The organism is Corynebacterium capitovis DSM 44611 (genome assembly GCF_030440535.1).
In the GTDB taxonomy this organism is placed as follows: domain Bacteria; phylum Actinomycetota; class Actinomycetes; order Mycobacteriales; family Mycobacteriaceae; genus Corynebacterium; species Corynebacterium capitovis.
In genome coordinates, this window is sequence record NZ_CP047117.1 from 199,103 (window position 1) to 213,780 (window position 14,678).

Sequence of the window (14,678 nt, forward strand, 5' to 3'; positions counted from 1 at the left end):
GAATCGGCGGACGTTCACTTTAAGGTGTAACTACCACACGTTGAATTAACCAGGCGCCACGGCCCCCATATACACGCGCCGTGACGTCGGGGCCTTCACGCCATTGATACGCCTGAGAAAAGAATCGTCTATGACTTTGCCCTCCGTCACGCCCCAGCCGGGGAAGATCATCTTCGTCGGCGCGGGCCCGGGCAACCCTGATCTGCTCACCATCCGCGCTCGCGAGGTGATGGAACACAACTCTATCGCGATCGTCGAACCTGACGTCTATCAGGGTGTCCGAAACGTTGTCGCCTCCAAGCTGCCGGTCCCTGCCGAAAAAATGAAGGCGGCAGAGGAACAGTATGAGGCGATGTGCGCGGAGGCGAAAGCCGCCGGGGCTCGCCGGAAGCCGCCACGACCCGCCGATCCGACCGCTGCTGAACTCGATGAGGTCGAACTTATGGGCAGTGGGATCGTCGAAAAGCTGAGCGAAGCGCGTGAGCGCGCTGCGGAAGCTATCGCGCGGGGTGAGGCGGGCGACGGTGACGTGGTGCGCCTCGTGTCCGGCAACCCGCTGACCCGGGACCGCGTGATGGAGGAGATTTCAGCCGTCGCCGCCGCGGGTCTCGAGTTCCAGGTTGTGCCGGGTATGTCGCTGCCGTCGACGGTGCCGTCTTTCGCGGGCATCGCGCTGGGTTCGACGTACACCGAGACGGACCTGTCCAACGACAACGTGGACTGGGACCAGCTCGCGGCCGCCCCCCAGCCGCTGGTGTTCCAGGCCGTCGAGGAGCAGCTGGAGACGATCGCTTCCGAGCTGCAGGCGCGCGGGTACGCGGGGACGACCCCTCTGACGGTGACCACTAACGGCACGACGAGGCTGCAGCGCACGTTCGACGCGACGCTGGAGACCCTGGGCAAGATCGACGCGGACCTCGAGGGCAGCCTTGTTGTCACCGTCGGCACCGCGGTCGACGACCGGAGCAAGTACTCCTGGTGGGAGAACCGGTCGCTCTACGGCTGGCGGGTGCTCGTTCCCCGCGCGAAGGAGCAAGCGGGGCCGATGATCGCGCGCCTGAGTTCCTACGGCGCCATTCCGCAGTCGGTTCCCACGATCTCCATGGAGCCGCCGCGCAACCCCGCGCAGATGGACCGAGCGATCAAGGGAATCGTCGAGGGCCGCTACCAGTGGGTCGTGTTTACCTCCGTCAACGCCGTCAGCGCGGTGTGGGACAAGTTCGCGGTGCTCGGCCTCGACGCTCGTGCCTTTGCCGGGGTGCACCTCGCCGCCGTGGGGCAGAAGACTGCCGATGCGCTGCGCGCTCGGGGAATGTCCCCCGAGCTCATCCCGCACCGGACGAAGCAGAACGCCGAGGGGATTGTGGAGATGTTTCCCGAGTACGTCGAGGACATCGATCCCGTCTCCCGCGTGTTGTTGCCGCGCGCCGACCTGGGCTCCGACGCGCTTGTCGCGGGCCTCATGGAGAAGGGTTGGGAAGTCGACGACGTCGTCGCCTACCGCACAGTCCGCGCCGCGCCCCCCGCGCCCGAGGTTCGCGACCTGATCAAGAGCGGTGGTTTCGACGCGGTGTGTTTCACCTCCGCCTCCACGGTGAAGAACCTCGTCGGGATCGCCGGTAAGCCCCACCAGCGCACCATCATCGCCTGCATCGGCCCGATGACGGCTGCCGCGGCGCGCGAGCAGGGCCTGCGCGTGGACGTGCAGCCCGAGGTTGCGGACGTGCCTTCGCTTGTCGACGCCCTTGCGCACCACGCCGCCACGTTGCGGGCTGCGGGACAGCTGCCCCCGCCCAGGAAGAAGCGCCGGACGCGCAACTCCTAGGATGGGGTGCGTGTTGTCCTCGAGTGCTTCCCCCCTGACCAAGACCAATCAGAGCCGCCGACCCCGGAGGCTGCGCACGACCCCGGCCATGCGCGACCTCGTTGCGGAAACGCGGCTTTCCCCCTCCGACTTCATCCTCCCGCTGTTCGTTGCCGACGGGCTCGACGCCAAGCGCGAGATCGCCTCGATGCCGGGGCAGTACCATCACACCGTCGATACGCTCAAGGCCATCGCGCACGAGGCCCTCGACGCCGGAGTGACGTGCGTCGACCTGTTCGGCGTGCCTGTCGACGGCGACAAGGATGCCCGAGGGTCAGTTGCGTGGGCCGAAGACGGCATCTTGAACCGTGGCATTCGCGCGCTACGCGAAGAGTTCGGGGAGGACCTCCTCGTTATGGCTGACACCTGCCTCGACGAGTTCACCGACCACGGCCACTGCGGCGTCGTGGGAACGGATCGCTTTGGCAACGAGGTAGTCCTCAACGACGAGACCATCGAATGCTACTGCCACATGGCGGTGTCCCAGGCTGAGGCGGGTGCGCACATCGTCAGCCCGTCCGGGATGATGGACGGCCAGGTTGCAGCGATCCGCCGCGCGCTTGACGAGGCCGGCTGGGACAACGTGGCAATCATGGCGTACTCGGCGAAGTACGCGTCCTCCTTCTTTGGCCCCTTCCGCGACGCCGTTCGCTCCTCGCTAGTCGGGGACCGGCGCGCGTACCAGCAGGACCCCGCCAACGCCCGTGAGTCCCTGCTCGAAGCCGAGCTTGACATCGCCGAGGGGGCGGACTTTGTCATGGTTAAGCCCGCGCTTCCTTACCTGGACATCGTGGCGCGCGTGTCGGACTTCTCCCCGATTCCGGTGGCTGCGTACCACGTCTCCGGTGAGTACGCCATGATCAAGGCGGCGGGAAACAACGGGTGGATTGACCCGGAGGCGGCGATGATGGAGTCCCTGACCTCCATCAAGCGCGCCGGCGCCGACCAGATCCTGACGTATTTTGCCATCGATGCCGCGAGGAAGCTTCATGCCTGAGCCCTTCCGGTACATGCTCGCCTGCTGGAAGGTCATGATCGCAGGCGAGTTGATCCACCAGGTGCTCTCCGTGATCAGCCTCGTCATTGACCCTTCCGCTCTGCGGCAGGCGGCAACGGAAGCGGCTCGTTCCTCGGGTGAGCAGGCGAGCGATGCGGTTCTCACCGCCAGCGTCTTCGCCTCCGTCGCTGTGATGGCCCTGTTCCAGCTCGCCGTGGTCGCGGTACTGGCAATATCGCGCGGCGCGATCGCTGACCGCAAGAAGTGGGCCCGAAACGCGCTGCGGTTGCTGCAGGTATTCTCGGTGTACTTCGCCCTGCGCGCCGCCGTGCTGTTTCTGAGCGCGCCGGCGTCGACAAGAGTGCCCGTTGCGATGTATGCCGTCGACGGGGCGCTGCAAATCGCGCTGGCCGCAGCGGGTGTCTGCGCCGTCCTCTATTCTTTGCAGGACGAGGTGCAGCGGCACCTAAATAATGGCGAGGCGGCAAAAGAGAGGTGACTGCCACATGGCAGGGATGTTCCCCACGATGGTCGGCGACCCCAACGATCCGAACCGCAGGTACTCCGCGCCGTCCGGGGACCAGTGGCCGCGCTCACTTCGCACCGCCTACTGGCTCGTAGTAGCCGCGGCAGCGCTCATGTTGGTGACGGCGATGATGCTGCTCACCACGGGGTTTCCGCAGGGGGCGGACCAGTCTTTCCGCTACGCGTACATGGTCAACATGCGCGTCGTCGCGTGGGGTGACGTCCTCCTCGCTCTCGGGCTAGGCGGAACCGCCAGTTACTTCGAGCGCGGATCCCGGGTGGCGCGCCGCTGGGCAGCTGCGTTCGTAGCGGTGGGGATTTTCCTCAACGCCGCCGCGTTTGCCCTCCAGGTTGCGGGCTGGTCGGTACTGGTTATCGTCGTCCTCCTCTCCGTGGCGGCACTGTGTATGTTCCGCCCCGCTGCCAACGCCTTCATCGATTCCAAGCACTCTCTGTGGAAGGGCGTGGAGTAAATGTCGACAGACGAGCTCACCGAGTGCATCGCCGCCGCTCGCAGCGCAGCGATCGACGCCGGTTTCGACCCCGACACGCCGCACGAGGAGCGCGAAGAGTTCAACCGCCCCAACGCCTCCTACGCGTTCAACCTCGCCGGGGTTGAAGACGCGCCACAGCTACGCGAGATCGAGAGGGCGTTGGAGCAGCTGGACGGTGTTTCGGCCCGGCTTGTGTACCCGTCCTCCACAGCATGGATCACCGCCCCGAAGGACATGAACCCCGAGCGCATTATCGGGGTCATTCACCGTTTTAATGTGACGGCGACGATGACTGACTCCACGCTGCACCGTCGCGCGCTGGGGCGTCGTGCCGCGGAGCACCCGCTTCCCCGGAGGGGGACGCGAGGAATGACCGGCCGGATGCGCCGGCAGCGCCGGGACGAGGAAGCCAACCTGGTCCGCAAACGGGACGCGGGGTTCATTCGAGACGAACCGCGGCACATGCGGACCAGCCAGATTGATGTCTTGTTCACGGCTCGCGACATGGTGACGCCGCTGCGCATGTGGACGGCCGTCATTCTCGCGATTCCGGTGCTGGCTATGAGCTACGTTCCGCAGCTCCAGTTCGCCGGCTGGCAGTGGGTGAGCCTTGCGCTGGCTACGCCCGTCGCCCTGTGGTGCGCCTTCCCATTCCACCGGGCCATGGCGGGTGGTGTGCGCCGGGGCATGCCCGCCCTTGACGGGGCCAGTTCGATCGCGGTGCTTGCGTCGTACCTCTGGGCACTGGTGGCTCTCGTTTTCACACCGACGGGAGAAATAGGCTGGACCTCGCCCGCCGGGTGGCTGGCCACCGGGTACAGCCTGGGTATGGAACCGTTCCTTGACGTCTCGTGCGGTGTTACCGCGATGTTGCTCGTGGGGCGGTACAACTCGATTCGCGTCCGCTCCTACCTACTCCAGGACATGGAGCAACTACGCCCCGACCCGGACAGCGAGTTCACCGTGTTCCACCGCAACCGCACGACGGACAGGGTGATTGAGGAGGTACTGCCTGTCTCCGAAATCAACCGGGGCGACGATGTTGTCATTAACGCCGGGGACACCATTCCTATCGACGGAGACGTGGTCGGCGGCAGCTGTACCCTCCGCCCGGCGATGATCGACGTGCGTGAGCTGGTAAACGTCAAGGTGGGGTCTCGCGTGCACGCGGGCACGGTCGTGGAAAGCGGCAGCATCAAAGTGCGTGTTGTGCGCACCGGCCACGCGACGCGCTGGGCTGCGGTGCACGGCTGGGTGGAGGATGCCTCCCAGAGGGAAAACGTCGCTACGTTGCTGTCCACCCGAACCGCCGGCGCGCTGATTCCGCTCGCCTACGTCATCGCGCTTCTCGACTTCGCTTTGTGGCTCCTCATCACCGGCAACTACAACCTCGCTTTCTCCACGGCCATGTCCATCCTCGCGGTGGTCGCTCCGGTCGCCCTGGCGATTTCGCCGGCCGTCGCGACCCGCCTTGGCATCGAGACCGCCGCGCGCAACGGCATCATGATGCGCGATGGCGAGGCATTCCGGACCCTGGAGAACGTGGATACGGCCGTGTTCAACCGCGTCGGTACGTTGGTCACACCGCAGATGGTGGTGGAAACCGTCACCGCCGAGCGCGGTGAGGACCCAGATCTCGTGCTTCGGATCGCGGCGGCGCTCTCCATGGAGTCGGGCCACCCGTTGGCCAAGGCGCTGGTGAAGGCGTCCCGAGAGTCGCGCGACTCGCGCGCGAAGGACGAGGGCCTGCCGACGTGGATCGAGCTGTCCGACCACGAAATCACGGCAGATGGCGACTTCCGCGGCCGGCTGACACTCACCTTCGATTCTCAGGACGGCGAGGAGCGCACGGAGTCATTCGACGCGACCCTGTGGCGCCCCACCAACCTGTCCCGCCTGCACGGGAAGCTCGCCATTGCAGCGACCTTGGGGGGAGCGCCTGTCGTCGTGAGGTGGAAGGGCAAGGACCGAGGTGTCATCACGCTGTTCGACCCAGCCAAGCCAGACGCGATCGAGGCGATAGAGCGCCTGGAAGATATGGGCATCGAGACGGTGATGCTCACCCGCGACACGTACCCGGTCGCCCGGCGGTTTGCGGACTTCCTCGGCATTTCGAACGTGTTGGCGGGCATCCCCGCCCACTCAAAGCCGGTGGCTGTGCGTTCGCTGCACTCGCAGGGCGCAACGGTAGCGATGGTGGGCGACCACTCCGTGATGAGCACCCTCAAAGTGGCGGACGTGGGCATCCTCTACGCTGACGAACCGTCCATCGAGGCCCGGTTGAGCAAGGTTGAAGACGCGGCCGATGTCGTGCTGATCCGCAACGACGTCATGGCCGTGCCCCAGCTGGTGGAGCTGTCGCGTCGGGTGTGTCGCATCATCGATTCCAACATGGTGTTTGCCTGGGCCTACAACCTCGTGGCGATCTTTCTCGCCGTCGCGGGGGTGCTGCCGCCTGTGGGAGCGACGTTGCTCATGCTGGGCAGCTCGCTGTTTATCGAGGCGAGGAGCTCTCGTGCCCGCCGCTTTCCCGGCTAGGTAGTGTTAAAGCACATGACACGACGTGACCTGACGCATGCCCCGCTCGTCGAGGCCGCCCTAGGCCGCACACCTCGCCGCACCCCCGTGTGGTTCATGAGGCAGGCGGGGCGTTCCCTCCCCGAGTACCGGGCGGTGCGCGAGGGTATCGACATGCTGGACTCGTGCTTCATACCCGAGCTCCTGGCGGAAATCACCGTGCAACCGGTCCGCCGCCACGACATGGACGGGGCGATCCTGTTTTCGGATATCGTCGTCCCTCTCAAAGCGGCCGGGGTGGACGTCGATATCGTGCCTGGGCGGGGTCCGGTGATGGGGTCGCCGGTGCGCAGCCGCGGTGACGTCGACAAGCTCCCCGTGCTCGAGGACGCGGTCCCGGAAGTTGCGGCGGGGATCGAGGCGGTTCTGGGGGAGCTGAACGACAGTCAGGCCCTGATCGGGTTCGTGGGCGCCCCCTTCACGCTGGCAAGCTACCTGATCGAAGGTGGCCCCAGCAAGAACCACGAGAAGACCAAGGCGATGATGCACGCGGAGCCAGACACGTGGCACGCGCTCATGCGTCGGCTGGTGCCCACCATCATGTCCTTCTTGAAGACACAGGTCGACGCCGGTATCGACGCGATGCAGCTGTTCGACTCTTGGGCCGGCTTCCTCACCGAGGCCGACTACCGCGAGCACGTGCTGCCCTATTCTGCGGAAATTCTCGCCTCGGTCGAGGGAGTGATTCCCCGGATCCACTTCGGCGTGGCCACGGGCGAGTTGCTCGGCGCAATGAGCGAGGCGGGTTCCGAGGTCATGGGCGTGGATTGGCGCGTGCCCCTCGACACTGCGGCAACGCGCTTCGCCTCACCCCGCGTCCTGCAGGGCAACCTCGACCCGGCTCTGCTTTTAGCAGGTAGCGACGTCATCCGCGCGGAGGTCATCCGCATCAAGGACGAGGCCGCCCGGGCCATCGCGTCGGGGACTGCGACGGGGCACATCTTCAATCTCGGGCACGGTGTGCTGCCCACCACCGACCCGGACGCCATCACGGAAGCAGTCCGGATCATTCACGAGGAGGCTTAGTGAACATCGCCATCATCGGCGCGGGCCTAGCCGGTCTGACCTGCGCGTATGAGCTACGGAATTCGGGCCACGCGGTCGATGTATACGAGGCCACCGAGCGCATCGGTGGCAAGCTCCACACCGTCGCTTTCGCTGCCGGCCCCACAGACATGGGCGCCGAGGCCTTCATCGCGCGCCGCCATGACGCGGTCGACTTTTTCACTGAGCTCGGCCTTGCCGGCTCATTGGTGGAGCCTTCCGGCCTTGGCTCGCTTGTCTACATCGACGGGGAGACTCGCCCCCTGCCTCGCGGCGGAATAATGGGCGTCCCTTCCTCCTCAGTGGGGGTTGCCCACCTCGTTTCGCCGGAGGCAGCATCACTGATCGACGCCGAATCGGACGCCCCCGGGATCGACTGGGAGATCGGCGGTGACGTCAACGTCGGCAAGCTTGTGCGTGAGCGTTACGGCGATGAGATCGTTGACCACGTTGTGTCCGCGCTGCTCGGCGGGGTGTATTCGTGTACCGCCGACGACCTCGGCCTGCGCGCAACCATTCCGCAGTTGGCCGAAGAGTTCGACCGGCTGGCCTCAGCCGGGCCAGTGCACCTCTCGGCCGCGGTACGCAACCTCGAGCAGGCGCGGGCCGAACTGCCCACCGGCCAGGGCGCGGTGTTCAACTCCTTCCGAGATGGGTACCAAGAGCTTTACGAGGCGCTCGCCGAGAAATCGGGAGCCAACATCTACGTCGACGCCTTCATCTCGGGCATCGCCAAAGAAGGGGAAGGGTACCGGCTGAACGGTGGGGAAGACGAGGTGTACGACCGCGTCATCCTCGCCGTGCCCGCTCCCACGGCCGCACTGCTGCTGAAGAAGGTCGCGCCCGACGTGGCCGAGGCTGTGGCGCCGGTCAAGCTCGCGGACTCCGTCGTTGTGGGAATGCGCTTTGCCGACGACACCGGCCTACCCGACAACTCCGGCATCCTCGTCGCGGCGGGTACTGAGAACGTCACCGCCAAGGCATTCACCTTCTCCTCGAGGAAGTGGCCCCACCTTGCGGAACGTGGTGGTGCGCTCGTGCGGGCCAGCTTCGGCCGTTTCGGCGACACCATCGCAGTGCGCGCGTCCGAGGACGACCTCGTCGACTGGGCGCTCGACGACCTCCTCACCATTACCGGTTTCGACGGGCGCGCCGCGGGGTTAGAAGAGATCTACGTCCAACGCTGGTTCGGCGGGCTGCCTCGTTACGACGAGACGCACCTCGCCACCGTCGCCAAGGTCTCGGCCCTGCTTCGTGCCGTCCCCGGCATCGACGTCACGGGCGCCTGGGTGGGCGGAGTTGGTGTGCCGGCTGTCATTGCGAACGCCCGCGAGGTGGCGCGGCGGAAGTAGCGCGCGCCGGCGGGGTGGCGGAATCGCGCAGTGACAAACCTTTTCGTAAAGGTGCCAGTACGTCTGGGGGTTGAGAGGAGGGGCAGCACTCCGCTAAGAAGCGCGGCACGAGGTAGCTTTATTGGTCATGCCGACCCGAGAACCAACCGAAGAACCCACCAAACAAGACACACAAGAATGGTGGGAACAAGACGGCCTGCCGTGGAACTCCAAGCCGACGAAGCAGGACTACTGGTGCCTGGGCTGGTTCGGCTTTGTAGGGTTGTTCGGCCTGGCCATGATCCCGCTGCGGGCGTGGCTCCTTGGTTTGGATCCGCCCGTGATGCTGGCGCTGACGGGTTCGAGAATCGGTGCAGCGTCGACGGGTGCCCTTCAAGCAGTGGGCCAGGCGGATAACTGGTTGTTCTACCTGCTTGTCGGTTCGGTGATGGCGATCAAGTTCGATTGGATCTACTGGTGGGCGGGAAAGCTGTGGGGCCGCGGGATGCTCGAGGTGCAGGCGGGCAGGTCGAAGCGCTCCGCCCGCAACATAGCGCGCGCTGAGGCGTGGGCGCTCAAACTCGGCTGGTTGGGAATCTTCCTCGCCTACGTCCCCATCCCGTTGCCCATCGCGCTGGTTGTGTTCGTGCTTGCGGGTACGGCGGGTATGCCCCTGTGGAAGTTCATGGTTCTTAACTTTGTGGCCAAGACGTTGTGGTCGCTGGGGTACTTCGCGTTGGGCATGGTGATTGGAGAACCCGTTGTCTACGTGCTGGAGCAGTACGCGCGGGTCGCAAACTGGGTGGCCATCGCGCTTCTCGTCGTGATATTCGTCGGAGCGTTCAAGGGCCAAAGCAAGCGCCAGCCGAGCCAGTAAAACTTTCGGATGGTGCGGATGGCCTAGAATGGCTCCACATGACTGACCTCCCCGCGCCCAGCATGAGCCCCACCATGAACACCGCGCGTTCGGCAGCACTCTTCGACCGCGCCCGTCGCGTCATACCCGGCGGGGTGAACTCGCCCGTACGCGCGTTTGCGTCGGTCGGGGGACAGGCTCGCTTTATCGCTAGGGCGAAGGGCAGCACGCTTTACGACGTCGATGGCAACGCCTACGTTGACTTAGTGAATTCCTGGGGGCCAATGATTCATGGCAATGCGCACCCTGAGATCGCTGCGGCCGTCGAGAAGGCTACCGCGCAGGGTCTGTCTTTTGGCGCACCGACCGAGGGCGAAGTCGAGCTGGCGGAACTGATCATCGAGCGTACGTCGGTGGAGGAAGTCCGCCTGGTTAATTCGGGGACTGAGGCCACCATGTCCGCCGTTCGTCTTGCCCGGGGGTATACGGGCCGGGCGAAGGTGCTCAAGTTCGACGGGTGTTATCACGGGCACGTCGATGCGTTGCTCGCGTCGGCGGGGTCGGGGTTGGCTACGTTTTCACTGCCTGACTCGCCGGGTGTGACGGGCGCCCAGGCCGCAGACACGATCGTCGTGCCGTACAACGACGTGAATGCGGTGCGCCACGCGTTTGCCGAGAACGAAGGCGAGATCGCCTGCATCATCGCGGAAGCCGCCGCGGGCAATATGGGCACGGTGAAACCGGCCGAGGGGTTCAACGCGACGCTGCGCGACATCGCGCACGAGCACGGCGCCCTGCTGATACTCGATGAGGTGATGACGGGGTTCCGCACGTCCTACAACGGCTGGTTCGGGGTTGACCACGTGGCGGGGGACCTGACGACCTTTGGCAAGGTCGTCTCGGGCGGGCTGCCGGCCGCCGCCTTCGGTGGGCGCGCGGAGATTATGGAGCGCCTCGCGCCGGTCGGACCCGTGTACCAGGCCGGCACGTTGTCGGGCAATCCCGTCGCGGTGGCGGCGGGTGCTGCCTCCCTGCGTCTGGCCACCGAGGATATATACCCTGTGCTGCTACGCAACGCGGACACGCTGGAGGAGCTGATCAGGGACGCGCTGACCAAGCAGGGCGTGGAACATCACGTGCAGCGGGCGTCGACAATGCTCTCGGTGCGTTTCGCGGAAGGCGAGGGACGCAACTTCGAGGAGATGAAGGCCGCGGACACGTTCCGCTACGCGCCCTTCTTCCACGCACTGCTGGAAAGTGGTGTTTACGCCCCGCCGAGCGCGTTTGAAACGTGGTTTGTTTCTACGGCGCTCACCGCGGATGACTTTTCGACGATTGAACGCGCGCTTGCCCCCGCAGCGCGCGCCGCCGCTGCCGCCCAAGAGGGCGACGCATGACGCGCACGACGGTTCACCTCGTCCGCCACGGCGAGGTCTACAACCCCCAGAAGATCCTCTACGGGAAGATGCCGGGGTACCACCTTTCCTCGCGCGGGCGCTCAATGGCGGCCGCGACCTCGCAGTTCTTTCGTGGGCGCGACGTCACCTACCTTGCCGCGAGCCCGCTGGAGCGCGCCCAGGAAACCGCGCAGCCCATCGCGGAGGTCACGGGCCTTGAGGTCGGCACCCGCGAGGGGATCGTGGAGGCGGGCAACACCTTCGAGGGGTTGCGAACGAAGGGGTGGCGCTCGCAGCTGATCAACCCGATCCGATGGCGCCACATGACCAACCCCGCCCGCCCCAGCTGGGGCGAGTCCTACCGCGATATCCTCGAGCGGATGTGGCGGGAGGTCGAGGGCGCTCGCGATGAAGCCGAGGGCCACGAGGCCGTTTTGGTCAGCCACCAGTTGCCCATTGTGACGGTGCAACGCTTCGTGCAGGGTAAACCGTTGGCCCACATGAGCCGCGAGTGCGATCTGGCCAGCGTGACCTCGGTTGTCTTCAACGGCGGCGATGTTGTTGACTGGTCCTACAGTCAACCGGCAAAGGATATCTAGATGCGACACCGACGCGCGCTTGCTGCGCTGTGTGCAGCTGCGCTCGCAACAGGGCTTGCAGGCTGCCGCTCTGGGGACGAAGGAAGCACGTACTCGTTTCACTCCCCGGGCGGGAAGGTCGAGATCTTCTACGACGAGGCTGAGCGCAAGCCCGTCAAGGAATTTTCCGGTGAGTCGTTGACCACCCCCGGTGCCACCGTCAACCTCTCGGATTTCGACGGGCAAATCGTCGTCCTCAACGCTTGGGGACAGTGGTGCGCACCGTGCCGCGCCGAAGTAGACGATTTAGAGCAGGTCCAGGAGTCGCTTGCGGCTGATGGCACCGGCACGGTGCTGGGTATCAATGTCCGCGACTACAACGCGGATATCGCCCGCGACTTCGTTGCGGACAATCGCGTGACCTACCCGTCGCTCTACGACCCGCCATTCAAGACCGCCGCCAGCCTCGGAGGGGTACCCAGTTCCGTTATCCCGACGACCATTGTGTTGGACAAACAGCATCGACCCGCGGCAGTGTTCCTCCGCGAGGTGACGGCCGACGACATCCTCGCGGTGGTGCGAGCGGAGGCGGACGCCTAAATGGGCGACGCTCTCAGCAACCTGGTGACGAACGGTCCCGTCATCGTCGGCATGTTTGCGGCGGCGCTCGCGGGGTTGGTTTCCTTCGCCTCTCCGTGCGTGATCCCGCTGGTCCCGGGGTACATGTCCTACCTCACCGGAGTGGTGGGAGGGGAGATGGTGATCGACGAATCCGGACCGCGAGTCGGGCGTCGCAGACAGTGGGCTGTGGTCGGCGCCGCGGGCCTGTTCGTGCTGGGCTTCACCGTGGTGTTTCTGCTGGCCACCGTCTCGGTCTTCGGGGCGATCAGCGCGCTCACCCTCAACGCGGACACCCTGATGCGCGCCGGCGGGGTGGTCACCATCCTGATGGGCCTGGTCTTCGCCGGATGGGTCCCCGCTTTGCAAAAGGACACGCGCCTCGCGCCGCGTCGCTGGGCGACGTGGATGGGCGCGCCGCTGCTGGGCGGCGTATTCGCGCTGGGGTGGACGCCCTGCCTCGGCCCGACCCTCGCCGCCGTCGTCTCTGTCTCCGTAGGCACGCAGGGAGTGACCGCGATGCGGGGTAGTGCGCTGGTGCTCGCCTATTGTTTCGGTTTGGGTCTACCGTTTCTCTTGGTGGCGATGGGTTCGGCCAAGGCCGTTTCGGGCGTTGACTTTTTGCGTCGGCACTCCCGGGCAATCCAGCTCATCGGCGCTGTGCTGATGATCGCGGTTGGTCTCCTTCTGCTCACCGGCGTGTGGAACTACTTCGTCGGCTGGACTCGCCAGCTCGTCGTCGGTTACGGCGGCACCGTTATCTAGGAGGCGCTTTGTTGCGTTGGCTTCGCAAGGCCTGGCACTGGCTTACAAGCATGAGCACGGCTCTCGTGCTGCTGTTTCTTCTCGCGCTCGCGTCCGTTCCCGGTGCGCTGTTGCCGCAGCGCAGCGTCAGCGCCACGCTTGTCGACGACTTCCTCGCCGCCAACCCCACGATGGGCCCCATCTACGACCGGCTCCAGCTGTTCAACGTCTTCGGGTCCACGTGGTTTGTCGCCATTGTGGCCCTGTTGATGGTGTCCCTGGTCGGCTGCATCATCCCGCGCTCCATCGACCATTGGCGTGCCTTCCGCGCCAAGCCCACGCGCGCGCCCAAGTTCCTCACCCGCATGCCACTGTATGCGGAGGGCGTGGTGGAGCAGGACGCGGAAGACGTCGATACGCATGTGCGCCGCGTGCTGAAGAAATGGCACGTCGCCTCGTACTCCGCAGAGGAAGACCGGGCGGGGGCTGCGTCGCTCGCCGCCGAGCGTGGTCACAGTCGAGAGCTGATGAACCTGCTGTTCCACATCGGCCTGGTGGGCGTGATCGTCGCCTTTACCGCAGGCAGGTTGGTGTTTTACGAAGGCCAGGTCATCGTGGTGACCAACTCGGAATCGCCCTCCGCGGTGCCGGTGACCCAGTCCCGCGAGTTTTGCAACACCTCGCCCGCCAACTTCGATGTCTTCCGGGCCGGCCCGCTTTTCGACGGCACCGGGCTGACCCCCTTCTGCCTTGAATCCAAGAACTTTTCCGCTGATTACCTCAACACGGGCCAGGCCAGCGGGTTTAGCTCGGACATCACGTATACCACGGATGTGGATAGCGACCCTGGCACCTGGGAGCCCACCACCTTGCGTGTCAACCACCCGCTGCGGGTAAACGGCGACCGCGTGTACCTGCAAGGCCACGGTTTCGCGCCGCAGATCACGGTGACGTGGCCGGACGGTGAGACTCGCACGCAAATGATTCAGTTCCGCCCCACGGACGTGCAGAACTTCCTCTCCTCCGGAGTGATGCGTTTCGACCCGCCGGCGGGTATGTTCCCAGACCTGACGCAGCGGCGCGAGAACCAGATCGCCATTGAGGGGGTGTTCGCGCCGACCGCTAAGTGGACGGGGCCGAATGACGACATGCTGCAGTCGTCGTTTCCCGCGATGGATGACCCAGCGATGGCTGTCGATGTCTACGTGGGTGACGCCGGGCTGGATACTGGCCGCTCACAGAACATCTTCGTGCTGGACCAGTCGCTGATCGCCAGTGGCCAGCTGGAGAAGGTGCAACGCCTGAACCTCACACCGGGTCAAGAGGTGACTATCCCGGGTGGCATCACGGTACGTTTCGACGGCGCTGCGGAGTACGCAAACTACCAAATCTCGCGCGACCCGACCCAGGTGTGGTCCCTGGTGGCTACCGTAGTCATGCTGGCCTCCCTGATTGGGTCGCTGACAATCAAGCGGCGGCGGATCTGGGTACGGTACATACCCACCGATTCGGGCACGCGCGTGGAGCTCGGCGGCCTGGCCCGCACCGACCGCGCCGGGTGGGGCCCCGAGTTCGAGCGCATCGCTGACGATGTGTTGGGTCGGGTGCGGGAAGAGCACAGCTCAGACGACGAAATGGACGAGTTAGGGTAGA

13 protein-coding genes are annotated in these 14,678 nt (G+C 65.3%); all 13 read left to right on the forward strand.

Translation table 11 applies throughout. The annotated features are described in order from the left end of the window. Window positions 1-130: 130 nt before the first annotated feature. Window positions 131-1,825: a bifunctional uroporphyrinogen-III C-methyltransferase/uroporphyrinogen-III synthase gene (locus CAPI_RS01020; protein ID WP_018017412.1), complete on the forward strand. Its 1,695-nt coding sequence runs from the start codon at window positions 131-133 to the stop codon at window positions 1,823-1,825. 13 nt (window positions 1,826-1,838) lie between these two features. Further along, window positions 1,839-2,861, forward strand: coding sequence for a porphobilinogen synthase (gene hemB, locus CAPI_RS01025; protein WP_281163736.1), 1,023 nt, complete (start codon window positions 1,839-1,841; stop codon window positions 2,859-2,861). Further along, entirely contained in the window at window positions 2,854-3,360 is a 507-nt protein-coding gene (locus CAPI_RS01030; RefSeq protein WP_018017414.1) for a hypothetical protein, read from the forward strand. The genes hemB and CAPI_RS01030 overlap by 8 nt, the downstream gene beginning before the upstream one ends. Window positions 3,361-3,367: 7 nt before the next feature. After that, a complete protein-coding gene (locus CAPI_RS01035; RefSeq protein WP_018017415.1) occupies window positions 3,368-3,859 on the forward strand; it encodes a hypothetical protein in 492 nt (163 codons plus the stop codon). After that, a complete protein-coding gene (locus tag CAPI_RS01040; protein ID WP_018017416.1) occupies window positions 3,860-6,418 on the forward strand; it encodes a heavy metal translocating P-type ATPase in 2,559 nt (852 codons plus the stop codon). Between the two features lie 15 nt (window positions 6,419-6,433). Continuing rightward, window positions 6,434-7,483: a uroporphyrinogen decarboxylase gene (gene hemE, locus CAPI_RS01045; protein WP_018017417.1), complete on the forward strand. Its 1,050-nt coding sequence runs from the start codon at window positions 6,434-6,436 to the stop codon at window positions 7,481-7,483. Then, window positions 7,483-8,853 carry a protoporphyrinogen oxidase gene (locus tag CAPI_RS01050; RefSeq protein WP_018017418.1) on the forward strand — a complete coding sequence of 457 codons (1,371 nt, stop codon included), beginning with the start codon at window positions 7,483-7,485 and terminating at the stop codon, window positions 8,851-8,853. The genes hemE and CAPI_RS01050 overlap by 1 nt, the downstream gene beginning before the upstream one ends. Window positions 8,854-8,980: 127 nt before the next feature. Beyond that, window positions 8,981-9,709 carry a DedA family protein gene (locus CAPI_RS01055; protein ID WP_018017419.1) on the forward strand — a complete coding sequence of 243 codons (729 nt, stop codon included), beginning with the start codon at window positions 8,981-8,983 and terminating at the stop codon, window positions 9,707-9,709. A gap of 38 nt (window positions 9,710-9,747) precedes the next feature. Further along, window positions 9,748-11,085, forward strand: a complete 1,338-nt coding sequence (hemL, locus tag CAPI_RS01060; RefSeq protein ID WP_051059705.1) for a glutamate-1-semialdehyde 2,1-aminomutase — start codon at window positions 9,748-9,750, stop codon at window positions 11,083-11,085. Further along, complete coding sequence (locus tag CAPI_RS01065) at window positions 11,082-11,684, forward strand: histidine phosphatase family protein (RefSeq protein ID WP_018017421.1); 603 nt, start codon at window positions 11,082-11,084, stop codon at window positions 11,682-11,684. The genes hemL and CAPI_RS01065 overlap by 4 nt, the downstream gene beginning before the upstream one ends. Beyond that, on the forward strand, window positions 11,685-12,263 hold the full coding sequence (locus tag CAPI_RS01070; RefSeq protein WP_018017422.1) for a TlpA family protein disulfide reductase: 579 nt from the start codon (window positions 11,685-11,687) through the stop codon (window positions 12,261-12,263). Continuing rightward, window positions 12,264-13,046: a cytochrome c biogenesis CcdA family protein gene (locus CAPI_RS01075; protein WP_018017423.1), complete on the forward strand. Its 783-nt coding sequence runs from the start codon at window positions 12,264-12,266 to the stop codon at window positions 13,044-13,046. 50 nt (window positions 13,047-13,096) lie between these two features. After that, window positions 13,097-14,677, forward strand: a complete 1,581-nt coding sequence (locus tag CAPI_RS01080; protein WP_051059706.1) for a cytochrome c biogenesis protein ResB — start codon at window positions 13,097-13,099, stop codon at window positions 14,675-14,677. Window position 14,678: the final 1 nt, after the last annotated feature.